Raw genomic sequence first — 23,862 nt, 5'->3', positions numbered from 1 at the left:
GCAAATGGCCTATTAATTTTATCGCTATTTGTAGCATCTACTACTGCTAATGGCAATGAAATGGCGTTATTGGTAACGCCTGTACATTAACCTAGATACAATAATTGAGTCAAGATTATATCTCAACAATTCCTTAATGGAAAGTTGACTAAATTTGTATTTAGTGCTTCTTGTTGATTATTTATTTTTGTTTAATTTATTTTACAGTATTTTATTGCACTGGTATGGGCAGCAAATTTGCGTACCCAAGACCCAGCACTAATCGATACTGTAGACCCAGCACTAGTACTTTTGCTTAAGTACGCTTGCCAAATAAAATAGTTCCCAATCTAATCATCGTTGCGCCTGCTTGCACTGCTAGTTGGTAGTCGCCTGACATACCCATCGATAACTCATTCATCTGAATGTGTGACCAAGGTTTTTCCGCAATTTCCTTGGCTAATTTGCAAGTGCTGTTAAATACATAAAGGATTTCCGCGTTATCTAAACCAAAGGGCGGAATTGTCATTAAACCCTGAATTTGTAAATTTTTACAAAGGTCAAGTGCTGGTAAATCGGTTAGTAGCTCTGGTACAGTCCAACCAGACTTATTGGGGTCTGGAAGGATTTTCACTTGTAGGCAAACTTTTGGCTCAACTCCTAGCTGTTGGGCTAATTCGTCTAGGCGCTGTGCTAATTTCAAATTATCTACAGAGTGAATCCAGTCAAATAGTTCTAGAGCTTTCTTGGCCTTGTTCGTTTGCAAATGTCCGATAAAGTGCCAAGTAATATCCGGTAAGTCTTGTAACTGGGCTTGTTTAGCAGCCGCCTCTTGGATACGATTTTCGCCAAAATCGCGGATACCAGCAGCATAGGCAGCACGAATAACTTCAGTCGGCATTTGCTTAGTGACAGCAATTAACCTGACTGAAGGCGGTAGGGAGGCCTGAATTTGAGTAACCTGTTCGCTAATCGAACTCATCATTGGAAGGTGCGTTGGAAAACACTCTGAAGCTGATCGTACTCCTGTGATTGACCATTACGACGTAAAGTCCGTAAACGATTTTCCAACAGCATTCTTGCTTCAGTGCGTCCTATAGGCTGGAACTTAATCGCTTTAATGTCATTCACTACTAGAAAAAACAAGCGTTGGGCGTAAAGTGTAGTAAACAGATCCTGGTTTTCATCAACCATACAGATCCGATATAGCAAACCCCAAGTAGGGTGATTTATGTAAGTTTCCGAGGTTTCTGGATTCATCTATCAATCAAGTAGCAGAATCTATAATTTTTTTTGCAATCAAATTCCCATATTCGGACGATATTTTCTCTTGCGCCAGAATATTGGGATACAGTCAGGTGAGAATCAGCAAATTTTACCCTTAAATTGTGCTTATGAAGACCTTGATCTCATTCTTCATTGGTAGACTAAGCCAGCAGTGGGGAGTGGGGGGAGTGGGGGGAGATGGGGGAGATGAGGGAGTGGGGGAAGATGAGGGAGTAACCCACCCCTAACCCCTAAGAGGAGGGGAAAAGGGAGATGGAGGAGAATTTATAACTCTTGTTACCTGTCACCTGTCACCTGTCACCTATTACCTGTCAACTGTCCCCCTCTCACAACTGTCATTGGCAGCACAGAAAATCCCTGATGCGTTTGTTGGCGGCTTCCAGTGACGTTGAGATGCGCCCTTTGGAGTTGTTGGCACAGACTTTTATCCTGCTGTTGAATCTAACTTTTCTCCATGTTTACATAATTATCGCTTGTTAGAGCAAAATAGCCAACAGGCGAATTTTCCTAATAACTGTTTGTGATAACAGTCGGTATTGCTACAGTTTGGGGAAAAGTTGACAGGTGACAGTTATCAGTTATCAGTTATCAGTTATCAGTTGTCAGTTGTGCCTTTCCCCTTTCCCCTTTCCCCCTTTCCCCCTTTCCCTTTCCCCTTCCCCAGTCCCTAGCTTCTATGAAATTTCATTGCCAAAGACTATTCTGATGCCCCAAAATATGGTAAGAATAGCGATCGCTAGCCAATCCCATGATTTTAAGCGTAAATCGTGCCAAGGGACTCGGTGTTCGTTGGGGCTGGTAAAACCGCGTACTGTCATGGCGCTAGCCATTTGCGAAGCCCTGAGTAGCAAGTTTTCTAATAGTCTCTCGGCTACAATCATCCAAACTTTAACTGCACCTTTTAAGCCGAGTTTTTTCCAATTTATCGCCCTAGTCATCACAGAACGGATGAGATTTTGCACTTCTTCTAGAACTAGGGGAATGAAACGTAAGGATAAGGTTAAAGTCAATGTCAGTTCTGTTACTGGTATCTTAAATCGGCGTAGGGGCTGCATTAAGCTTTCTATACCAGATGTAATTTCTTCTGGTGCGGTTGTCAGTAAATATAAGGTAGAACTGTAGATTACGGTAAACAAAATTGAACTCAGGCTGACAGCTAAATCTAGAGAACGGCGGGTGACTTTGACTGGGCCTTTGTGAAATAAGACGTAACTATAGCTTTTACTACTTTTTACTGGTTCTGGGGCTGTTGGGGAATTATTTGTGTTGGCTGGCTGGGTTAAAACTTGGGGGTTGGCTGGGAGGCGTGGTTGGTATTCTACACCCATTGCATCAGGACTAATGGCTCCGATGAGCAACACAAAAAATGATAATGTTAATAACCAGCCCATCTGCTGTTGCCATACTCGTCGGGGAATTTGGGCAGTGACAGTCAGAATTATTAATAATGCTACCAGTAGTACCCGCCACAAGTTATTGGCAAAACTGTAGCTGGTAAGAAAACTCATTAACCAAATGAACTTAACTCGCGGATCGAGTTTATGTAACCAAGTTTGGGGCTGTTCTAAGTATAGTCCTAAAGGTAGCGATCGCAGTAAGTCCATAGTCAATAGTCCATAGTCAATAGTCCATAGTCAATAGTCCATAGTCAATAGTCCATAGTCCGAAACTCTGTTGACTGTTGACTGTTGACTGTTGACTGTTGACCAATCTTAAACGCGAGTTGCGCGGTTGACACTACCAACTTCTGCATCTCTAACTTTTTTGCTGCGCCAGAGTAGGCGGATGGGTGTACCTTTAAAGCCTAATTGTTGGCGGAATTGTCTTTCGATGTAACGGCGGTAGTTTTCGTTAAAGCGTTTAGCGTCGTTGACAAATAGGGCGATAGTTGGGGGTTGGGTGCTGACTTGCGTACCATAGTAAATTCTACCCTGACGACCGCCGCGAGTGGTTGGGGGAGAGTGCCAACTTACAGCATCTTCGAGAACTTCGTTAATTACTGAGGTACTGACGCGGCGCTTGTGTTCTTCGTTGGCTTTAACCACCAACTCTAAAATCTTTTCTACCCTTTGTCCTGTCAGCGCACTGACAAAGATAGTATCAGCCCATTCTGTAAAATGTAGCCGGGCTTCCAGATTTTTCTCGTAGTCGTAGATAGTATATGAATCTTTCTCGACCGCATCCCATTTATTAACGACGATGACACAAGCCCTACCTTCTTCGATAATTCTCCCGGCTAATTTTTGGTCTTGTTCGGTAACTCCATCAAGGGCATCTATTACCAATAAAACCACATCAGCGCGGCGAATGGCTTTAAAAGCACGGTTGATACTAAAGAATTCTGTACCATAATCAATGCTTTTCTTTTTGCGAATCCCGGCTGTGTCAATTAAACGATATTTTTGTCCTTCCCGTTCGATAAAAGTGTCTATTGCATCGCGGGTTGTTCCAGAGATGGGGCTAACAATTACCCGTTCTTCACCGACAAAAGCGTTTAATAAACTTGATTTACCGACATTTGGTCGTCCGACAATGGCAATTTTAATTTCGTTGGTTTCTTCTACTTCCGTCACCACCGGAATGTGTTGAATGAGTTCATCAAGTAACTCACCTGTACCGTTGCCATGAATTGCAGAGATCGGGTATGGTTCTCCTAAGCCCAGTTGCCAAAATTCCGCAGCTTGAATCAATCCCTGTTCTGGGGATTCGCATTTATTGACTGCGAGTAACACGGGTACTGGTTGTTGGCGTAACCATTCGGCTATTTCTTCATCTGCTGAATTGGGGCCTGTTTGACCGTTGACAACAAATATTGCTGCACTGGCTTCAGTCAGCGCCGCCATTGCTTGTTGGCGTATCAGGGGTAGGAACTCTGTGTCATCGTTAAAGACCAAACCGCCTGTATCTACCACTTGAAATTCGCGATCGCCCCAATAAGCTTGTAAGTAAGTGCGATCGCGTGTCACACCCGGTTCATCGTGGACGATCGCCGTTTGTTCCCCGGCGAGACGATTAACCAGGGTAGATTTGCCCACATTTGGGCGACCGATAATAGCAACAATTGGCAGTCCCATAAACCAAGGGTAAGTTAAGAGAGATAATATATCACATCTTTAACATTTTATCGCAGGGGATTGGCGACTGGGGATTGGCGACTGGGGGAAAACATTACTGTTGGTGATATTTACGCTTTTAAGGTGTTGTCATATATGTGACTACAGCTATAGTTCTTTCCACCCCTAGATGATTTAGCGCCAAGTTTCAAGAAATCACATCACGGCATAACTGGCAGTCACATCATTAGGAGATTAAGTCTTGAAAAATCGCAAGTGGCTCATCAAAGCCAGGAGATTCGTTTGGCCTTATATTCGCTGGTTATTTTGGTTAGGATTTTGTACTCTATTGTATGCCAAGTTGATTGAACCGAATTGGATTGAAATTAATTCTTTACAACTAACTTTACCCCATCTAGCACCGGAATTTCATGGTTATCGGATTGTGCAAATCAGCGATATTCACCGTGACCAGTGGATGACAACGCAACGCCTACAGCGTATTGTTCGTTTAGTCAACCAACAAAAACCGGACTTAGTAGCTATCACAGGCGACTTAGTTACCCGTAATTCTTCGTCGTTGATTCCATCTCTTCAGCCTGCTTTAGAACAACTTACACCCAAAGACCAAACTTTTGTAGTCTTGGGTAATCATGACCATGAGAACGATACCAACGCCCTAATCAAAGTTCTCGAACAAAGTGGTATATCTCATCTTTGTAATACTGTTAATACCATAAAAAGAGGCAAGGCTAAGTTACACATTGCTGGGGTGGATGATGTACAAATGGGTAAAAACCGCTTGGATTTAGTATTGCAGCAATTACCAAAGGATGGTTCGGCAATTTTATTAGCCCATGAACCAGACTTTGCCAATAATAGCGCAGCTACGGGAAGATTTGATTTACAACTGTCAGGACATTCACACGGTGGACAAATACGCCTACCTTTTTTCAAGCCAATGATTCTACCACCTTGGGCGCGAAAGTATTACGCAGGAGGATATCAAGTAGGCAATATGCTATTACACACTAACCGAGGCTTGGGAATGACAGGCTTGCACCTGCGCTTGTTTGCGCGACCAGAAATTACAGTCTTTACCTTGGTTGAGAAGGAGTAGGGAGGTGGGGGAGATGAGGGAGATGAGGGAGATGAGGAAGGTGGGGGAGATGAGGGAGTGGGGGAGATGAGGGAGTAACCCACCCCTAGCCCCTCCCTGGAGGGGAACGGGGAGATGAGGGAGTGGGGGAGATGAGGGAGATGAGGGAGATGAGGAAGGTGGGGGAGAATAACTGTTGACTATTGACTGTTGACTATGGACTATGGACTGTTGACTATGGACTATGGACTATGGACTATGGACTATGGACTATGGACTATGGACTGTTGACTATTGACCATTGACTCTAAAAACGCCACCAAGTTTTTTGGGCGTAGGCTATTAGACCGATCGCGATCGCACCGAGAAAAAATAGTAAAATTACTCCACCGGGAATAAAGGTGAGAATACCAAAGCCTCTTAGCAGCCAGGTGGCTATACCAATGCCTAGCAGCACGCCTAGAAGCTGGATTAATTTGCGGTTTAAGGAAGATTGAGTCACTGCGTTTCCTTTGGTTTTCAACTTTGCTGTATAATGTCACGGTAACAGGCATTCATAGCACAGTGGTGAGTTTTGAGTATCAACCTTGTTATTGAAAGGCTTTGAGCGTTCAACAAAGACTTTCAACGCTGTCCCCTGTTCCCTGTTCCCTGTTATGCTGGTTTACTTGCTGCGAGAATCAAAAACAGAGGAATACGCGATCGCCTTTCGTAAGTTTGTATATCGTAAAAGTTCTCGCGTTGCGGACAGGCTTCCCGCAAATCATCAATAATAAACCCTGCTTGTTGCAGAAGATGAAAATAGTCTTCCACCGTGCGGTGATATTTCTTTACTGTACCACCGAGCCAATGCGTGACTCGCTCTCCGGTCGTAAAATAATTATCGACTAACCAATCTTGGCGCGGTGTCCCAGATGTCCAGCCTTGGTCACATGAGGTAATTACGGGATGCTCGACGGAAAAGACAAACCGTCCTGTAGGTGAGAGTGTGTGAAAAACTTTGGTGAAAACTGGCGCGAGATTGGCGATATAATGCAGGGAGAGTCTAGCAATGACTAAATCAAAACTTGCCTGGGGATACGTCCAATTCTCAATCGTCTGGAGAATTATTTCTCCGGTGGTGTCTGCGAGTGTCTGCTTCCCCACAGCCGCCATTTTATGAGAACCTTCAACGCCAAGGTAGCTAACTGCGCCGGACTGGAGGAGTTCTCGACCTATAGCCGCATCGCCACACCCCAAATCAAGGATACGTTTGCCAATAATAGGTTGAATGAGATTCATTATCACTGGCTTTTCTAAGGTGTCGTTAGCCGTATCTACACGCTGGCGAAGGCTCATGTAGTTGGCAAAAACTGCCTCATCATTATAGAAATCTGGGCCTGCCTGTTCCATATATTTTCTTGAGAATTAGTCCATAGTCATTAGTCCATAGTCAACAGTCCATAGTCAACAGTCCATAGTTCTTCTCACTCCCTCATCTCCCCCCACTCCCTCATCTCCCTCATCTCCTCCCACTCCTCACTTCCCATTTATTTTTATCTAACTTTAAATAAAATTTATATTGTGGTTGCATATACGGTTTTTTAAGTAAATTTTCGGAAAAATAACTTAAAGATGCTTCGTGGCAGAAAACCTGGGCGTTGAAGTAGGACTAGAATTGATTAGTTTAAATTTCATGCTTAAAGATGATTTGTAGTTTAACCTATAAGGTGGAAAATCTGAGGAGTGACCATAATTTATTATGTCTGCATCTTATATTTCCGACTCAGTTATTAAAGGTACTCATATGACTTGGAGTCAAGAAAAACAACAGTTGTTGATGCAGGGTGAAATATTAGTAGAAACGCGATCGCATACTGCTTGGGGTGGTGCGGTGTCTGCTTGTATGTACTTACCCTTGGTGCGATCGCAGGTATGGCAACAAGTCACTGATTACCCCCGATGGGTACAATACTTTCCAGACGTGACTAAAAGCGAAGTTCTACAGCGTGGGGAAGTTAAACGTCTGTATCAAGCAGCACAAAAAGCTTTCCTTTTTTTCACAGCTCAAGTCGAGATTTATCTTAACGTTGTAGAAGTGCTAGGTCAAAAAATTCAATTCCGTATGGAAAAGGGAACTTTTATTGACTTTACAGCCAATTTAGAACTACAAGATTGCGGTAACGGAACTTTGCTAATTTACGGTGTCCAAGCAACTCCTAATATCCCCGTACCTTCCATATTCATTCAACAAGCGATGAACTTGGAATTGCCCGCAAATATGCGGAAAATGCGACAAGTAATTTGTCAAAATCAATCAAAGTAATGTCACCAGCACAGAGTATCTTACAATTCTGGTTTGGTCATCCTGATGAACCTAATTATGGTCAATCAAAGCCGTTTTGGTTTATCAAAAACCCCGAAGTAGATGAGGAACTAAAAACTCGATTTCTCCAAGATTATCAACAAGCAGCAGCAGGATATCTAGACAATTGGTTAAATTCACCCGCCACTTGTTTAGCATTAATTCTGCTGCTAGATCAGTTTGGGCGAAATATCTTTCGGGGAACACCCGCCGCATTTGCAACTGACTCCAAAGCACTCGCAGCCGCCCAGCACGCTGTTACCCAAGGTTATGACCGCGAATTTCTCCCTGTACAAAGGTGGTTTTTCTACCTACCTTTTGAACATAGCGAAAACTTAGCCCATCAGCATCAGTCTGTGAAGCTGTTTCAGCAACTAAATGATGATCCTGAGAGTGCATCACCAATTACATACGCATTGCAACATCTAGAAATCATCGAGCGTTTTGGACGCTTCCCTCATCGCAACATTATTTTAGGACGTGTTTCTACTCCCGAAGAGGAAGAATTTCTCAAGCAACCAGGCTCAAGTTTTTAGGTTAATTATTGCAACAAGCTTTTTACAGCATATTTTGGGTAGATGAGGTACTAGCATAGAACCCAAAACAATGTAGAGACGTTACATGTCAATCTCTACAGTATTTCACGAATATTGAAACTGCTGTATATCATATCTTGGGGGTTGGTAATTGGTAATGGGTAATTGGTAACAAACAATTATCTATTACCCATTACCGACTCAATCAACCATATCGTAAGTAATTATCTGAACCGTATTGTGTTATAATCAACCATTATTGGAGATTTTTGGATGCCGCAACAACCAAACTAAGACCGCACCAGAAATAAGTCCTCCAACCCAACCACCAAGGGCATTTACTAATAGCCACCAACCAGCTTTATCAACTAATCGCCGTAAAACTAGCCATTGTGCAATCCCCACAATTAATCCGTGTAATAGGGCAAAATCCCAAAAGTTATTTAACCCTCCTACTAACAAGTAAGGAATAACCACAGATAGGCTAGTTGTAAATATCCACAACCAAGAAGGACGGAAAACTTTCAGACGTAATATTAACCACTGCTTCACGCCAATTGCTAACCCCCAAAAACAAACAGCCGCCAAGTCTCCTGCTACTGCTAACAAGTTAAACCCGATTAAAAATCCTCCAACGTAACCAAAAATAGTGATAAATACCCATTGGAGATAAAAGCCCCATCCCACTCTTATGTGGGGCGCTATTACGGTAGGTATTTCACTAGATAAAAGTTCGGCTGGTAAGGCAGTTTCTTGACGATATTGAGGCAGAACCGGAGGGGGTGGAGAGTGTAGGGTTATGGTGCTTAACTGTGCTTGTGCTGCGTAAGATGCCAACTCTTGTACAGATGTTAGTACCTCTGCTGCTGATTGGTATCTTTGCCGAAAGTCATAGCGTACCATTCTGTCTAAGATATCTGCCAACTCAGGACTAATATCTACTAAGTGTCGCCATCTCATCTCTGCATGGTCATCTTCTGGTAACTGGTCAGGCATTAAGCCGGTTAATGCTTGAATGCAAATCATGCCAACAGCGTAAATATCGCTACTAAATTTAGGGCTACCCCGACTCTGTTCGCTGGGCATATATCCTGGTGTACCGATACTGACCGTCATTCTAGTTCTATCTGGAACACTGGCTACTTGAGTACTGATGTGTTTAACTGCCCCAAAGTCAATTAAAACAATGTTGCGATCGCTGTGTCGTCGAATTAAGTTGGAGGGTTTGAGATCCCGATGGATGACGTGATGTTCATGAACAAAAGCTAGAGGTTGAAGGATGTTCAGTAACAGATTAATTACATAATCCTCACTCCACCTTTGCCCAGGGGTCAGTTCTCTATTTAAAGGATGACCGACAATCAATTGCTGAACTAGGTAAAATTCCTCATTTTCTTCAAAATGTGCTAGTAATTGCGGAATTTGGTCATGATGCCCCAATTCATGCAGAAGTTGCGCCTCTGCGGCGAATAATCTTCTAGCTAACCGCAAAGTCGTAGGTTCACTGGCTTGCGGCTTCAGTTGCTTGACCACACAGTGCTTGTGATAAAGTTTAGTGTCTTCAGCAATATAGGTTTGACTAAAGCCACCTGAAGCCAAAGTTTGAATAATCCGATACCGTCCGTCTAGTAACCGACCCAACATAAAGGCGATCGCCTATTTTAGGAAACACACAATAATCTCTGTATTTTACCTTCCTTAAAGTTTATTCCCAAGCAATAATTGAGAGTTATTACTGATATCATCAGTTTATCTCTATGAATATCTTATTTTATTCCTGTATAAATACGTAGCTTATAGTTTCATTACTGATCTGAGTTTAACTCAGTACAACTAGCCTAAACCAAGCCTACGCTAACTTCGCTGATTGTGCGATCGCTCAATTAACTCAGTAAGTTAAGATTATTACTAAACGCTATGAGCAAACAATATAAAATCTATCTTGATGCTTGTTGTTTGAATCGTCCATTTGATGACCAGACACAGTTGCGTATTTATTTAGAAGCACAGGCAGTTATGACAATTATAAGTCAATGTCAATCAGGGATTTGGAAACTGATTAACAGCAGTGCTTTAATCGCTGAATTAAACCAAACACCTGATTTATCAAGACTAGAAAATGTCAAAAAATTACTTGGCATTGCTAAAATTAAAGTTCTTAATAGTGCATTCATTGAAAAAAGAGCCGCCGAACTCCAACAATTAGGATTCTTCAACTATGATGCTATCCACATCGCTAGCGCTGAAAAAAAGTCAGGCTGATGTATTTCTCACAACAGATGATAGACTCTTCAAGAAAGCTCAAAAAAACTATCAATTAATCAACGTTAAAGTTAACAATCCTGTGCAATGGCTAGCTGAAATCATACAAGCCGAGGAAAGCAATAATGAAAACCCAACATGAAATTATCAAACAGGGCTATGATGCTTTAATTAATTCTTTAGGAGTTGCCGATACTATTCGGTTTATTCAATATTTCAGTCCTGGTAAAGGAGACTATACCAAAGAACGACATCAATGGCTAGATGATAAAACTTTGGCGGATGTGTTAGCGCAAATGAAAGAATTACCAGAAGACACTAATGACTATGACGAAATTATTGAGTAGTGAATTAAAGAATATGGTAAGTAGCTGTATTTGCTTAATATCATTGCCTTTTTTCACATCTGAAACTCACATTTATAAAATACAGCATTTTTCATTTGATTGCTGTACACATTGCAAGGAGGAAGACTAGGTGGTAGTTCGCGGATTGACAATTGGGTTGAGTTTAATTTAGTACAAACAACTAGCCTAAGCTAACTTCGCTGAGTGGGCGATCGCTCAATTAACTCAATAAATTTAGGATTATTGCTTAAAGTATCATGGTTTTGGTGGGCATTGCCCACCCTACTAAGTCCAAATAGCAATGGCTAGAATATTTTATTCAGGATAACCCAGTTATTGATTAGATATGCTGTATAAACAGTTTGAAAATAAAAGAAAAAAGCATACTAAATAAGATCCAAAAAATTCGAGTAGCAATTTCCATAGTTAACTTTTTATTATTCTTCTCGTAATCTTCGATTGCTTTCTTGTCTCCTCTTGTAATCGAAAATTTTGGATATTCTTCAAACTTATTGATTTTTCTATCTATAGACCTCTCAATTTTTCTGCCAACAAATGAACCAAATGTAAAAATTGTTATTAACAATATAAAAAATATAAAAAAGTTATCAATTGATATATCCTTTTTTATACCTAAAATTATAAATAAGTATTCAGAGTATATATAGGCAATAATTAATAGTAAAATTGGTGTTGCACAACGAATAATTTCGCTTACAAGCGAGCCTTGACTTTTAAGAAATCGATGAATAATATTAGGTTTTGGTGATTCCTTTAAACCTTCGTACCAGTTGCTAATAATGTTTAGTAATTCTATTGCAAGAATATTATTAATAAAATCAATTTTACATATACCATCTGCCGTTGTTTCAAGTAGTTCTAAAACGTCATCACTTGTAAGCAATAACTGAAATACATCTTTTGGTGGAATAACCGTACCAATTCTTAATTTTATTGAATGTCTTTGAGGAAGCTGGTACTGTGGTAATTTAATTAAAATATCCCAGTTAATAGTAAATGATTCTATCTTTTCATTCACAGTATCCCACTTCTCTCTATCAAACTCAGCCCAACTAGAATAGTCCTTTATTTTCTTGTTTGTGAGAATGAAGTTGAGAGATGTAATATCAGCAGTTATATCATGATTTTTGAGTTTAGATCCGATTCGTTCGTTAATACTTATAATATCTGCCAATTCTAGAGTCTTTCCAAACGTCCTACCATCAGAGAGCAGGCGTATTTCAGTATCAGGTTTAGCATTAAGTTGATAAAATATCGATTTATATTCATCAAGAGGCAAAATTGCTGAAGAAGGTTGAGACACGAAGCCTGAATCTTGTGGAGATAAAAAGTTATCCATGCCAGTAGATACTACATTCTAAAAATATAAATTTTAACTTATAAAACTCAACTGTGTCATCCTAATCACTTTGCTTTCTGAGAAAAGTGATTACTAGGAATAAAATTTTTACTGAATAATTATTCCTAAAAGACGCAAAAACGCAAAGACACTCCTTCGCGTCTTTGCGCCTCTGCGTGAGCTAATCTTCCTTCAACTAACTAGTAAACACCTCAACAGGTAATCGACTAAAAGACAATCTTTCATTCTGTACATCGACAAAAATCGTATCCCCATCATTAAACTCACCGCGCAAAATCGCCTTAGCAATTTGCGTTTCTAACTCGCGCTGTATCGCCCGCTTCAGTGGACGCGCCCCAAACACTGGGTCGTACCCTACTTCTGCCAAAAAGTCAAGGGCTGCATCGGAAAGTCTGAGAGATATCTTACGATCGCCCAATCTCGCCCGTAACCTTTCCACTTGCAACTGCACAATCTGCCGCAATTCCCGCTTATCCAAACCGTGGAAGATAATTACCTCATCAATCCGGTTGAGGAACTCAGGACGGAAGCTATTCCGCATCGCCTCCATTACCCGATGGCGCATTTCGTCGTAACGGGAGTTATCGCCAGCAATATCGAGGATGTACTGCGAACCGATGTTGCTGGTCATGATAATAATTGTGTTCTTGAAGTCCACAGTATGACCTTGGGCATCAGTTACACGACCATCATCGAGGATTTGCAGGAAAATATTAAATACGTCGGGGTGGGCTTTCTCGATTTCGTCGAAGAGAATGACGGCGTAAGGACGACGACGAATCGATTCTGTCAGTTGTCCGCCTTCCTCGTAGCCTACGTAACCTGGAGGCGCACCGATTAACCGGGAGACGGCGTGTTTCTCCATGTACTCGGACATATCAATTCGCACCAAGGCTTCTTCGGTGTCGAACATATAGGAGGCTAACGCCTTCGCCAGTTCGGTTTTACCTACACCAGTGGGGCCGAGGAAGATAAAGCTGGCGATGGGACGATTAGGATCAGCTAATCCAGCACGCGATCGCTGAATTGCATCGGCGACGGCTGTCACGGCTTCATCTTGTCCTATCACCCGACGGTGCAATTCATCTTCTAAATGTAGGAGTTTCTCTTTCTCAGATTCTACTAACTTGCTGATGGGAATACCCGTCCACTTAGAGATAATTTCCGCAATGTCAGCTTCGGTGACTTCTTCCCGCAACAGAGATTTACCTGAACCTTGGGCTTGGGATAATTCCCGTTCCGTTGCTTCCAGTCTGCGGTGCAAGTCGGTTAACTTACCATACTTGAGTTCGGCGGCGCGGTTGAGGTCGTAATCTCTCTCGGCTTGCTGAATTTCTAAGTTAACTTTGTCAATTTCTTCCTTGACAGATTGTAATTTAGTAATGACATCCTTTTCCGATTGCCATTGGGCGCTGAGGGTTCTTTGTTCCTCTTTCAGGTCAGCCAGTTCTTTCTCTAATCTTTCCAACCTTTCACGGGAAGCTGCATTACTTTCTTTTTGCAGAGATAGCTTTTCCATCTCTAATTGCAGAATCTTCCGGTCGATTTCGTCGAGTTCTTCTGGCTTGGAGGTAATCTCCATTTTCAACCTAGCGGCGGCTTCATCTACTAAGTCAATGGCTTTGTCTGGGAGGAAGCGATCGCTAATATAACGGCTGGACAATGTAGCGGCTGCTACCAAGGAACTATCGGAAATCTTCACCCCGTGGTGGACTTCGTAACGTTCCTTCAAACCGCGTAAAATAGAAATGGTATCTTCTACACTAGGCTGGTCTACGTAAACTTGTTGGAAACGTCTTTCCAGTGCCGCATCTTTTTCGATATATTTGCGGTATTCATCCAAGGTTGTCGCCCCAATACAACGCAGTTCACCCCGCGCCAACATGGGTTTTAACAAGTTGCCAGCATCCATTGCCCCTTGAGTTGCACCAGCACCAACAACGGTATGAATTTCATCAATAAATAAAACTATATTACCGCCGGATTCGGTGACTTCTTTTAATACTGCTTTGAGACGTTCTTCAAATTCACCCCGGAATTTTGCCCCCGCAATCATCGCCCCCATATCTAAGGAGATTAACTTGCGGTCTTTGAGAGATTGGGGTACATCACCAGCGACGATACGCTGGGCTAAACCTTCGGCGATCGCCGTTTTACCTACACCGGGTTCACCAATTAACACGGGGTTATTCTTGGTGCGGCGTGAGAGGATTTGGATGGTGCGGCGAATTTCATCATCCCGACCAATAACTGGATCAAGTTGACCTTTACGGGCTGCTTCTGTGAGGTCACGCCCGTATTTTTCCAGCGATTGGTATTTGCCTTCTGGATTTTGGTCGGTCACTGTTTGACTCCCACGAACTTGCTTAATAATATTCTTTAACTTGCTTTCATCTAAGCCGAACTCTTGTAGCAAAGCTTTACCGAAGCGATCGTCTTTGGCGTAAGCTAATAATAAATGTTCAATAGAAATATATTCGTCTTTAAAATCTTTGCGATGTCCGTCCGCCCGGTCTAATAAAGTATCCAAACTCCGCCCCAGGTAAACTGAGGTGCTGTTACCAGAGACTTTGGGCTGACGTTGGATAAATTGGTCAGTGCGATCGCTAATTCTTTGTAAGTTCACACCTGCTTTGGTCAAAATCCCACTGGCCAAACCATCTTGTTCCAGTAGCGCTTTCATCAGATGTTCGCTTTCTATTTGCTGCTGTTGATGCTGTTTAGCAATCTCAGGAGTGTGGGCGATCGCTTCCCAGGCTTTTTCGGTAAATTGATTAGGATTAGTTGGTTGCATAGGCTAATTGAGGGACGACCAAATGTAAATGCAGAGAATGCAGGTGGAACTATTTGTTCTCTATCGTCATTTTACGGAGAGTCGCATCATTAGCGGGATCGGTCTTCACGTCTTAAGAGAGTAGTATTACTTCTCTATTTAATAAACGTGAGTTCGATGAACCTCTCCCTCCCAACCTCCCTCTCCTACGAGGAGAGGGAGGAGAAACGAAAAAATACCTCACCCCCAACCCCTCTCCTCGTAGGAGCGAAAAGTCTGTAGCTTGCTTCCCGTAGGGTGCGCCGGCTTCCGGCGTTCAGAACTTTTCAAGACAGAGGGGTTGGGGGTGAGGTCAAAACCGCACTGGTCGAACTCACGTTAAATAAATATTTCTGTCTCTGCCAACTTGTGGCAAGCCAGAATTGTCCCTAGCACAATCTGTATCTCATGACTATTAAGGTGGAGGGGAAATGATTGGAGTAATGGTAGTTGCTGCTTCCCCTGTAGTACGGGCGGGATTATCGGCTGTGGTGGCGAGTGATCCGCAAATGACGGTTGTGGGAAGTGTATCTGATGTGGATGTACTAGCAAGGGAAGTTAAGCAATTACAACCGGATGTATTGCTGTTAGATTTGGATGATGATTCTCCCGACCTTTGGGATAAATTACTACTCATCCAAGAGGAACAAGACCCGTTAAGGGTGATGTTGATTGTGGAAGAATTGGCTCAAATCGATACGGAAGCCGCAATAGGTGCTGGTGTACGGGGTATATTACTTGATAATAGTACAGAATTGGAAATTTTGACAGCAATTGAAGCGATCGCTCTTGGTTTGGTTGTCCTACATCCAGACATTTTAGAATTTTTATCTGTCCGCGAAAAAGCAGCACCGAATGCGGTACAAACCTTAACACCACGAGAAATTGAGGTTTTACAAATGCTGGGTTCTGGGTTGGGGAATAAAGCGATCGCCAAAAATCTGCAAATTTCCGAACATACAGTCAAGTTTCATGTTTCCTCTATTTTCCAGAAACTCGCCGTTTCCACCCGCACCGAAGCTGTTACTGTTGGTGTGCGACTTGGTTTAATTCTGTTGTAAGGGTGACTGGGGGAGATGAGGGAGATGAGGGAGATGAGGGAGATGAGGGAGATGAGGGAGATGAGGGAGATGAGGGAGATGAGGGAGATGAGGGAGATGAGGGAGATGAGGGAGTGGGGGGAGATGAGGAAGAAATAATTAACTCCTACCTCCTGACAACTGACAACTGACAACTGATAACTGTCAACTGTCAACTGTCAACTGTCAACTGTCACCTGCCTTAATGTGAATTTTGCGCTGTTAATCGCCGTTCCTTCAAGTAAGAGAAGAACTCCCCACCTTCACGTAAGCGACGCACCAGCATTTGGCGATCGCTCAACATTTCCCGCACAATGGGGATGATAGCTTTGGGGCGGAAGTAAAATTTGCGGTACATTCGCTCAACAGCATCTTCAATTTCGGCACTGGAAAGGGTGGAATATTGCAGTGTAGAAGTTTGAATGCCAGAATCAGCTACCAGAGATTGATTAGTAAACCAGTTGTTAGCTTTGGCTTGTTCGTAAAGTTCCGTTCCCGGATAAGGTGCAGCAATGGAAACTTGTATCGTGTGGGGACTGAGTTCACAAGCAAATCGGATTGTTTCTTCTACGGTTTGGGGAGTTTCAATCGGTAAACCAATGATAAAAGTTCCGTGGACGGTAATTCCTAGTTTGTGGCAATTGTTCATAAATTCTCGCGCCACTTCTAACTTAATGCCTTTTTTGATGCGGTTGAGAATATCTTGGTTTCCAGATTCAAACCCAACTAGCAGCAAGCGTAAACCATTATCCCGTAGTTGTTTGAGGGTATCATAATCGAGATTGGCGCGGGCGTTGCAACTCCAAGTTAGCTTGAGTTTCTTCATGTGTTCGCTGATGGCGATCGCACGATGTTTATCGATGGTAAATGTGTCATCATCAAACATATACTCCCGCACTTTGTCGCCGAATAGGGCTTTAGCTTCCGCCATCTCTCGTCCTACCGCCTCCGGGCTTTTGTGGCGATAGAGATGACCGCCAATTGTTTGCGGCCATAGACAAAAGGTACATTTTGCCGGACAACCGCGCCCAGTATAAAAGGAAATATAAGGATGCTGGAGATAACCGATAAAATACTTACTAATATCTAAATCACGGGCGTAAACTGGTAGGACGCTAGGCATAGCATCCCAATCATGAATTAAGGGACGCTCTTCATTGTGACGGATTTGGGAGAACTGGTTGCGGTAACTGATGCCTTTAATTTCATCCCAAGGCTTACCCTCAGCCAATTCTTTACAGGTATAGTCAAACTCATTGCGACACACAAAGTCAATTACTGGATTCTGCTGCAACGTCTCCTCTGGTAAGACTGCCACATGAGCGCCAACAAAACCAATCTTTACACTGGGATTTTTTGCCTTAATCGCTTCAGCACACTTGACATCATTAGCTAATGATGGCGTACTAGTGTGCATAATAATTAACTCGTAATCTTGAGCTATTTGCAGCACATCCTCCACAGTTTGACCATGTGGTGGCGCATCTACCAGCTTGCTACCAGGTACAAGCGCCGCAGGTTGTGCCAGCCATGTCGGATACCAAAATGATGTAATTTCGCGTTTGGCTTGGTATCGGGAACCTGCACCACCGTCAAACCCATCGAATGAAGGAGGATTGAGGAATAGCGTTTTCTTCACTGATATCTCTCCGCAGTTTGAGAAGATCGTTATTTATCTTAAGTATTTTCTGGGGATTAACAACAGATATTGTCACAATTTATTGCATGAGGTTTCCTGCCTCTGTAAAAACTGTCTACCGCAGTCTTTGCAGAGATAGCGTTGTTTGCCGTGGCGATGCCCATTTTTTGATAACCGAGATGAATGACAGTGAGGACATATCATTACTTTCATTACCTGTTGTGGCGATCGCTCTGCATAGGGTGTCAAGTATGCCACTAATAAAGCCTTAATTTCTGCATATCGAGCTTGTCTTTGCTGCTTATCCTGGCGTAAAGCATTGAACAGTAAGGTGTTGTAACATAAATGAACCGTTTCTGCTAAAAGTTCGCTTTTTTCTACAGTTAAGTCGGGATTCCAACCGCGAAACAAGCTAGCAAACTCTTTTATCAACCACTCATTAAAGCTTTCATTAAATAGTTTAAATAACTCTGGTGCAAGAAAATATTGAATATACACAATACGCGGCATGGGATCGGCAAAATATTCAGCATAAGTATTCACCACAAGTTCAATAAAGTCTGATAATGGCTTTTCCCTATCTGCTGACTGCATTAGTTGAGCATGAATAACTGTTACCCGTTCCATGTGACGAGCTTCTAAAGCGTGAAAAATTGCCAATTTATCAGGAAAAAACTGATATAGAGAACCGATCGCCGTTTCAGCTTTCGCCGCTATCATGTGGGTAGTCGCCGCTTCATATCCCACTTCTACAAAAACTTCTGCTGCTGCTTGGAGAATTTTCTCTACTCGTTGTTGACTGCGCTTTTGCTTGGGTTGACGGCGCATTGGGGTAGGTTCTGGTTTAGTCACGTTCCTAGTTGACAAATGTGAATGATATGTCGTATTTTAAAAATCAAAGATGAAACTTTTGTCACAATTTTACTCTATTACCGCCCAGAATCTAGGACGGGCTGTCCTGCCCATCCTACAAGAAAATTTGGGATGTCCCTAACTTAAAACTAATCCTTGGGAGACTTATATGGAAGCAATTTTGCCGGGTGCACCTTGGTTAATTGCCCATCGTTCCATGTTGGGCATTAACAAACCTTATAAAGTCACACTTAATGAACAGGACTATGTACTGTGGCAAAATCAGCAAGGTGAAGTGTTTGCCCTTGATAACATCTGTCCTCATATGCAAGCACCGTTATCAGATGGCTGGATTTGTCAAAATAAAGATGCGATCGCCTGTCCTTTCCATGCGCTAGAGTTTGATGGGCAGGGAAGACTGCACAATTGCGGTAAAGTCAGCAGTCAACCCCTGTTAAATCCTCTGGAAATCGTGATTAAAGATGATTGTATTTGGACATACGGCGGCTATGATCCCAAAATTCCCATCCCAGATTTGATCTCCAAAGTCAGTGCAGGTATGAGTTTTTTGGGAGTTGCTGGAGAAAAGAGTATTCGGGGTACTTTTTTGGACAACATATCCATCAACTATGACTACAACCATCAAAGCGGCACACACCGCGAGTTATTTGGCATTAAAGCCAATCGCATCCCCGTATTTGAGTATGACGGATATTGGGCAAAAGTTGTGCAAGAATTAGACCGTAACGATACTACCTGGAATGATATCCTCCGCAATCCTCTGATTTTGACTGCACCCAAGACTTACACTAGCACATTAGAATATGCTTTTCCCGCACTAACAACTTTTCGTGCGACTTTCCCCATTGGTGAAGTTTTGCAAGTTCATGCGTTGTATCCAGAAACTCCCACACAAACTAAAACCTTCGTTTTAGTCTACATTCAACCCAAGCACCCAATTTTCAAACCACTACTGGGGAAATTTGTCTTAAGTGCAGTAACAACAGTAATAGAGCAAGATACCAACGCCATTGAAACTTCTTACCCCCGCCAGCCCGCTAAGATTCGCCTACCCAATGAAGAAATTATGTTTCATGCCCAAAAGCTATATCATGAATGGTAAGCGATAATTTGGCGTAGATATTCTCCGCCTGAAAGTATGATTGTGTCAGCTTGTTGATAATCTTTTTTTGGCGTTGCTGAATTAGAATATGAAATCGCAAAATGACCGTCCTTTTTCTTTGTAACTTAGCGCCTTCTCTACGAGACGCTGCGCGAATGCGCCTTTGCGTGAGACAAATTCATATCTTGATTCAGCAACGCCCTTTTTTTATATATTATTCCCTGCCTTTGTTAAACAAGCATAAGGTAGTCAACTTAGCCAAAAACCTGCTTACCTAAGTGTCGAATCACTCTGCTGCAAGTCTAACTCAGGTTTATGAATATTCCTAAACTGCAATTGTGTAAAAAATGTAAAATTATGAGCAATCTGCATAAATTGCTCAATGCACCCTGAAAAGTACGCAAAGGTTAAAATCAAGCCTATTACATAGCTTTTAAATCGTTAAGCATGAAGAAAGGCAATATAAGAACCTTCTCCTGCTGTGCTTTCTTGGGAGGTGATCCACCTTCAAACTAGCATTCTGCAATGCCCGAAAAAAGTTTGCAGGAAAAGCCAGATCAAGCAAATACTGCCATTTATTTCTCAGGAATCTGCCATGAGCATTTTGGATTTTCCCCGATTGCACTTTCAAGGCTTTGCACGCACTCATGCTCCTACAGGACACAAAAATGGGCTAGTGGATCTTAGTACAAATACAGTATACATGAACGGCGATCGCTTTGACCACCGCCGTCCTGTATCCGAGTACCACGAATACCTCTACCAACTAGGAACCAGGTTTAATAGTGAAGGTCATTGGGATGAAAATGGCCCCTTCAGTATGGCGATGGGATGGGACTTTGGGGGTAATGGTCATTTCGCTATTGAAGCACAAATTGTTAGCACACAACAGCAACCAGGACAAGTTGATCAGTGCGATCCAGTGGTGGGACGTAATATCGATATGTGGGGTCACTACAACGAATATTTAGCCACTACCTTTAATCGCGCCCGCATCTTCGACTGCGATCCAGCCTCCAACTGGACTACCACAATTATGGTAGGTCAACTAACCTTTGGTCGTCTTGGCGGCTCCCACGAAGTCTCAAATATGCTCTCAGCCCCTGTAGAGGGGGTGCAGCCAGCCCGTTGGCAGAACTTCAACCACATCCAAGAATTGCCTGAACATTGTCTCAACAGTGAGTTTGGGCGTGCGGCGGTGCATCAATTTACCATCTCTAAAGCATCGGCAGATTTATTATGGGGCGAAGAAGCAGCGCTTTCACCAACAGTTGTCTTGTTACGTGAGGCAATGAACCGGGACGACGTATTGGGGCTAGTGGTACAATTCGGCTTGAGCAATATGTCAACACCGCAGGAACCAGACTCGCCTGTGTTCTGGGAACTGCACGGAACCATCGGTTTGTGGTGTGAGGGAGAACTTAGCACCTATCCACATGGTCGGCTACTGACTCCCCGTCACTTACAACCTGACTTAAAGAAATTATCCAATCTTACCGTCCAGGTGACTCGCCAGGGGGCAAGCCTGAATATGGTGACAGCAGTGCCTTGTCTGGGGCGAGCGACAAAACCGGGGCCAGGGCCAACTCATGCGATCGCTTCCAAGCTTGACTTGGGTGAATTAGAATTGCGTACAGTCAAAAGCCTGCGGCTAGTAGCAAGAATCCCTAAAGATGCTTATCAACAAGAGGCACATCAACTTACCAGTGGCATTGTAGATGTACCACTAATGGAACCCTTTGAAGACCTGAGTCATGAAATTTTACAACAGGGTCTATGTATAATTGCGACGCAGCCTGACGGACAACCGCAGATTCTGCTTCAAGAGGAAGAGATTAACCTGCAAATAGATCAAGCCTGCTTGTTCCTAGAGTTCCCCAATTGGCAACGGGGTGAAGACTACGCTGTGGAACTAGAGGTGCGGTCTTTTGTGCGGGGAAATCCTGCACCAGTTGAGTCCGTCTATCTGCGCCAGTTCTACAATCCCAAAGGATTGCCCCAGCTACGCTATGAGTTTGAACGCGACCCGGCTAGAGTTGGTGAGACTTTCCATTTTCCCCATAGTTGGGAAATGGAAATTGTGAATTTCAAGCCAGGTAAACAGCAGGAAATCGGCTTTGCCCCTAGTTGTGTCATCTCAACGGATGAGAGGGGATGTGGGTGGGTAACTCTACTTGGTGTCCAACCAGGAACTACAAGGGTGTTGTTGTCGGCTCGATCCGATGAACGACCCGGCGATTCCCACCATCCCGACGAGGCAATTATTGCCTACGATAACGATGATTTACTCGGCTTTTGGTCTGGTGCTGGTTCCTTTGCTGTCCGGGTATTAACAAACGATTGGCACTTGGAGAAAATTGAGGATGAGACAGTCAATTTCCACCTGATCTATGAGCAAATCCTAGCTTATTACGAATTGGTTTTCTCCTTTATGAAAGCCGAGGTTTTCAGCCTAGCTGACCGTTGCAAGGTAGAAAACTATGCCCGCTTGATGTGGCAGATGTCCGATCCTCGCAACAAAAACAAGACTTATTACATGCCACCAACGCGAGATATGTCTCAGCCTAAAGCAATGCTTTTACGTAAATTCTTGGCTAATCAACAGCGAGTTGGTTACATTCCCAACGCAGTCCCACAGCCAAAGCGCACCCAGCGCACCATCCAAACCCGTGATGAATTAGTGGTGGCTTTGCGACATGCTGCGGAACTGGAGATAGCGGTTATGCTGCAATACATTTATGCAGCATACTCCATCCCCAACTACGCTACAGGTCAGGAGTATGTGCGTCGGGGTTTGTGGACAAACGAGCAGTTGCACCTAGCTTGTGGTGACGGAAAAGAAGTGCGCGATTACGGTATGCGAGGTGTATTACTAGATATATCCCGTGAGGAAATGATCCACTTTTTAATGGTGAATAACATTCTCATGGCGATGGGTGAACCTTTTTACCCAGCGACACCTAACTTTAGCAACATCAATCGCCGCTTCCCTATTGAAGTCGATTTTGCTCTCGAACCCTTAAATGCCAGCACCCTACAACGATTCATGCGTTTCGAGTGGCCTGACTTTCTGGAAGAAGAACTCGTTGGCGAACCTGTCTTGAAAGATCCCGCAGCTGATCGCCTCCACGGTTATGGTTCCTTAAGCGAATTGTACCGTCAGATTCGCTCGGCGTTGGAGACAATTCCAGATTTAATTGTAGTCAAAAAAGGTTGTGTTGGTGGCGAACACCACTTGTTTTTGCGTGAAGATTTTAACAAAGCTCACCCAGATTACCAATTTCAAGTAGACGACGTTAACAGTGCGCTTTTTGCGATCGATTTAATTGTTGAGCAAGGGGAAGGATGTGACTCATCCTCACCTAAGTTTGAGAAATCCCACTTTCAGCAATTCCGACGCATGGCTGAGGCTCTGGTGCGAGAGCAGGTAACTGATGCTGGAACTAGCCGCCAGGTTCCTTGGAATCCAGCATACCCCGCGATACGGAATCCGACATTGCATCATCAAGATTACAACACCAATATCGTTACAGTTCCCCAAACTCGCAAGGTGATGGAAATCTTTAACGAGTGTTACTTTCTGATGATGCAGATGATGGTGCAGCATTTCGGGTTAACGCCCTATGGCAGCCTGCGCCGCTCGAAGCTGATGAATGCCGCTATTGACGTAATGACGGGTATGATGCGCCCTCTAGGGGAATTGCTGATGACTATGCCCTCTGGGAAGCGTGGCAAAACCGCAGCCCCATCATTCGAGATCGCGACTCCGCCCGCGTATATTCCCACACCAGAAGTAGCATATCAGGCGATCGCTCGTCGCTTTGAGCGTCTGGGAAATCAGGCTAGGGAATGCGAGGCGATCCACAGTACTGTCTTTGAGATGTTCGATTTTTACAGTCGATTCTTTCAAGAATTGGCAAACAATCCCGACTAGCTCTTTCCCTAATACAGATGTAGGTCAAATGAGCAATCATCAGTCCTAAACATCAGATATGAATGAGCGCCAAGAAGTTTCACTACGTTCTCCTAGATCACAATTATTTATTAGGAAAATTTTTAAGAGAAGCTG

Annotated in this window: 21 protein-coding genes; 10 read left to right on the top strand and 11 right to left on the bottom strand. The window is 43.3% G+C overall.

Annotated features, from left to right (window positions below):
• Positions 1–295 precede the first annotated feature (295 nt).
• The 4 genes from H6G83_RS13795 to der all read right to left on the bottom strand — a co-directional run bounded on the left by H6G83_RS13795 (position 296) and on the right by der (position 4,340).
• Positions 296–964 (bottom strand): YggS family pyridoxal phosphate-dependent enzyme, encoded by a 669-nt coding sequence (locus H6G83_RS13795; RefSeq protein WP_190472896.1) that lies wholly within the window; start codon positions 962–964, stop codon positions 296–298.
• Entirely contained in the window at positions 961–1,239 is a 279-nt protein-coding gene (gene pipX, locus H6G83_RS13790; protein ID WP_190472894.1) for a transcriptional coactivator PipX, read from the bottom strand. The genes H6G83_RS13795 and pipX overlap by 4 nt, the downstream gene beginning before the upstream one ends.
• A 701-nt stretch (positions 1,240–1,940) precedes the next feature.
• Positions 1,941–2,870, bottom strand: coding sequence for an energy-coupling factor transporter transmembrane component T family protein (locus H6G83_RS13785; protein WP_190473034.1), 930 nt, complete (start codon positions 2,868–2,870; stop codon positions 1,941–1,943).
• 108 nt (positions 2,871–2,978) lie between these two features.
• On the bottom strand, positions 2,979–4,340 hold the full coding sequence (gene der, locus H6G83_RS13780) for a ribosome biogenesis GTPase Der (protein WP_190472891.1): 1,362 nt from the start codon (positions 4,338–4,340) through the stop codon (positions 2,979–2,981).
• A gap of 241 nt (positions 4,341–4,581) precedes the next feature.
• Between der and H6G83_RS13775 the strand changes: the two genes are divergently transcribed.
• Complete coding sequence (locus H6G83_RS13775; protein ID WP_190472887.1) at positions 4,582–5,439, top strand: metallophosphoesterase; 858 nt, start codon at positions 4,582–4,584, stop codon at positions 5,437–5,439.
• A gap of 286 nt (positions 5,440–5,725) precedes the next feature.
• On the opposite strand, the gene H6G83_RS13770 is transcribed toward H6G83_RS13775, so the two are convergent.
• Positions 5,726–5,920 carry a hypothetical protein gene (locus tag H6G83_RS13770; RefSeq protein ID WP_190472884.1) on the bottom strand — a complete coding sequence of 65 codons (195 nt, stop codon included), beginning with the start codon at positions 5,918–5,920 and terminating at the stop codon, positions 5,726–5,728.
• 152 nt (positions 5,921–6,072) lie between these two features.
• Positions 6,073–6,810 (bottom strand): class I SAM-dependent DNA methyltransferase, encoded by a 738-nt coding sequence (locus H6G83_RS13765; RefSeq protein WP_190472880.1) that lies wholly within the window; start codon positions 6,808–6,810, stop codon positions 6,073–6,075.
• A gap of 349 nt (positions 6,811–7,159) precedes the next feature.
• On the opposite strand from H6G83_RS13765, the gene H6G83_RS13760 reads away from it, so the two are divergent.
• Positions 7,160–7,723, top strand: a complete 564-nt coding sequence (locus tag H6G83_RS13760) for an SRPBCC family protein (protein ID WP_190472878.1) — start codon at positions 7,160–7,162, stop codon at positions 7,721–7,723.
• The gene (locus H6G83_RS13755; protein ID WP_190472875.1) at positions 7,723–8,298 is read left to right on the top strand and encodes a DUF924 family protein; all 576 of its coding nucleotides are present in this window, start codon (positions 7,723–7,725) and stop codon (positions 8,296–8,298) included. The genes H6G83_RS13760 and H6G83_RS13755 overlap by 1 nt, the downstream gene beginning before the upstream one ends.
• Before the next feature lie 249 nt (positions 8,299–8,547).
• On the opposite strand, the gene H6G83_RS13750 is transcribed toward H6G83_RS13755, so the two are convergent.
• Entirely contained in the window at positions 8,548–9,942 is a 1,395-nt protein-coding gene (locus H6G83_RS13750) for a serine/threonine-protein kinase (protein ID WP_190472872.1), read from the bottom strand.
• 273 nt (positions 9,943–10,215) lie between these two features.
• Here H6G83_RS13750 and H6G83_RS13745 point away from each other — a divergent pair, with 273 nt between their 5' ends.
• The 3 genes from H6G83_RS13745 to H6G83_RS13740 are packed head-to-tail and all read left to right on the top strand — an operon-like array spanning position 10,216 to position 10,907.
• Positions 10,216–10,560 carry a PIN domain-containing protein gene (locus tag H6G83_RS13745; RefSeq protein ID WP_242044584.1) on the top strand — a complete coding sequence of 115 codons (345 nt, stop codon included), beginning with the start codon at positions 10,216–10,218 and terminating at the stop codon, positions 10,558–10,560.
• Positions 10,517–10,702 (top strand): hypothetical protein, encoded by a 186-nt coding sequence (locus tag H6G83_RS35335; RefSeq protein ID WP_242044583.1) that lies wholly within the window; start codon positions 10,517–10,519, stop codon positions 10,700–10,702. The genes H6G83_RS13745 and H6G83_RS35335 overlap by 44 nt, the downstream gene beginning before the upstream one ends.
• Positions 10,686–10,907: a hypothetical protein gene (locus H6G83_RS13740; protein WP_190472869.1), complete on the top strand. Its 222-nt coding sequence runs from the start codon at positions 10,686–10,688 to the stop codon at positions 10,905–10,907. Before H6G83_RS35335 ends, H6G83_RS13740 begins: the two co-directional genes overlap by 17 nt.
• A gap of 340 nt (positions 10,908–11,247) precedes the next feature.
• On the opposite strand, the gene H6G83_RS13735 is transcribed toward H6G83_RS13740, so the two are convergent.
• Positions 11,248–12,231, bottom strand: coding sequence for a hypothetical protein (locus tag H6G83_RS13735; protein WP_190472867.1), 984 nt, complete (start codon positions 12,229–12,231; stop codon positions 11,248–11,250).
• A 232-nt stretch (positions 12,232–12,463) separates the two neighbouring features.
• A complete protein-coding gene (clpB, locus tag H6G83_RS13730; RefSeq protein WP_190472865.1) occupies positions 12,464–15,082 on the bottom strand; it encodes an ATP-dependent chaperone ClpB in 2,619 nt (872 codons plus the stop codon).
• Between the two features lie 449 nt (positions 15,083–15,531).
• On the opposite strand from clpB, the gene H6G83_RS13725 reads away from it, so the two are divergent.
• Together H6G83_RS13725 and H6G83_RS13720 are read left to right on the top strand one after the other, a co-directional pair.
• Positions 15,532–16,161 (top strand): response regulator transcription factor, encoded by a 630-nt coding sequence (locus H6G83_RS13725; RefSeq protein WP_190472862.1) that lies wholly within the window; start codon positions 15,532–15,534, stop codon positions 16,159–16,161.
• A 2-nt stretch (positions 16,162–16,163) separates the two neighbouring features.
• On the top strand, positions 16,164–16,331 hold the full coding sequence (locus tag H6G83_RS13720) for a hypothetical protein (RefSeq protein ID WP_190472859.1): 168 nt from the start codon (positions 16,164–16,166) through the stop codon (positions 16,329–16,331).
• A 50-nt stretch (positions 16,332–16,381) separates the two neighbouring features.
• On the opposite strand, the gene hpnJ is transcribed toward H6G83_RS13720, so the two are convergent.
• Both hpnJ and H6G83_RS35325 read right to left on the bottom strand, forming a co-directional pair.
• Positions 16,382–17,818: a hopanoid biosynthesis associated radical SAM protein HpnJ gene (gene hpnJ / locus H6G83_RS13715; protein WP_190472856.1), complete on the bottom strand. Its 1,437-nt coding sequence runs from the start codon at positions 17,816–17,818 to the stop codon at positions 16,382–16,384.
• A gap of 72 nt (positions 17,819–17,890) precedes the next feature.
• Entirely contained in the window at positions 17,891–18,670 is a 780-nt protein-coding gene (locus tag H6G83_RS35325) for a transposase-like zinc-binding domain-containing protein (RefSeq protein WP_199328427.1), read from the bottom strand.
• A gap of 169 nt (positions 18,671–18,839) precedes the next feature.
• Between H6G83_RS35325 and H6G83_RS13705 the strand changes: the two genes are divergently transcribed.
• The gene (locus H6G83_RS13705) at positions 18,840–19,793 is read left to right on the top strand and encodes a Rieske (2Fe-2S) protein (RefSeq protein WP_190472852.1); all 954 of its coding nucleotides are present in this window, start codon (positions 18,840–18,842) and stop codon (positions 19,791–19,793) included.
• A gap of 595 nt (positions 19,794–20,388) precedes the next feature.
• Positions 20,389–23,727, top strand: a complete 3,339-nt coding sequence (locus H6G83_RS13700; protein ID WP_190472849.1) for a ferritin-like domain-containing protein — start codon at positions 20,389–20,391, stop codon at positions 23,725–23,727.
• Positions 23,728–23,862 lie beyond the last annotated feature (135 nt).

It is taken from the genome of Anabaena azotica FACHB-119 (genome assembly GCF_014697625.1).
Classification (GTDB): Bacteria; Cyanobacteriota; Cyanobacteriia; order Cyanobacteriales; family Nostocaceae; genus Trichormus; species Trichormus azoticus_A.
Note: the sequence above shows the minus strand (reverse complement) of the source record. Positions and strands in the feature narration are given on the sequence as shown.

Excerpts from the sequence above, each read along its gene's own strand:
- H6G83_RS13765 (WP_190472880.1), bottom strand. The coding sequence starts at position 6,810 with ATGGAACAGGCAGGCCCAGATTTCTATAATGATGAGGCAGTTTTTGCC.
- H6G83_RS13795 (WP_190472896.1), bottom strand. The coding sequence starts at position 964 with ATGATGAGTTCGATTAGCGAACAGGTTACTCAAATTCAGGCCTCCCTA.
- H6G83_RS13755 (WP_190472875.1), top strand. The coding sequence starts at position 7,723 with ATGTCACCAGCACAGAGTATCTTACAATTCTGGTTTGGTCATCCTGAT.
- pipX (WP_190472894.1), bottom strand. The coding sequence starts at position 1,239 with ATGAATCCAGAAACCTCGGAAACTTACATAAATCACCCTACTTGGGGT.
- H6G83_RS35335 (WP_242044583.1), top strand. The coding sequence starts at position 10,517 with ATGATGCTATCCACATCGCTAGCGCTGAAAAAAAGTCAGGCTGATGTA.
- H6G83_RS13745 (WP_242044584.1), top strand. The coding sequence starts at position 10,216 with ATGAGCAAACAATATAAAATCTATCTTGATGCTTGTTGTTTGAATCGT.
- H6G83_RS13705 (WP_190472852.1), top strand. The coding sequence starts at position 18,840 with ATGGAAGCAATTTTGCCGGGTGCACCTTGGTTAATTGCCCATCGTTCC.
- H6G83_RS13725 (WP_190472862.1), top strand. The coding sequence starts at position 15,532 with ATGATTGGAGTAATGGTAGTTGCTGCTTCCCCTGTAGTACGGGCGGGA.
- H6G83_RS13700 (WP_190472849.1), top strand. The coding sequence starts at position 20,389 with ATGAGCATTTTGGATTTTCCCCGATTGCACTTTCAAGGCTTTGCACGC.
- clpB (WP_190472865.1), bottom strand. The coding sequence starts at position 15,082 with ATGCAACCAACTAATCCTAATCAATTTACCGAAAAAGCCTGGGAAGCG.
- H6G83_RS13740 (WP_190472869.1), top strand. The coding sequence starts at position 10,686 with ATGAAAACCCAACATGAAATTATCAAACAGGGCTATGATGCTTTAATT.
- der (WP_190472891.1), bottom strand. The coding sequence starts at position 4,340 with ATGGGACTGCCAATTGTTGCTATTATCGGTCGCCCAAATGTGGGCAAA.
- H6G83_RS13760 (WP_190472878.1), top strand. The coding sequence starts at position 7,160 with ATGTCTGCATCTTATATTTCCGACTCAGTTATTAAAGGTACTCATATG.
- H6G83_RS13750 (WP_190472872.1), bottom strand. The coding sequence starts at position 9,942 with ATGTTGGGTCGGTTACTAGACGGACGGTATCGGATTATTCAAACTTTG.
- H6G83_RS13785 (WP_190473034.1), bottom strand. The coding sequence starts at position 2,870 with ATGGACTTACTGCGATCGCTACCTTTAGGACTATACTTAGAACAGCCC.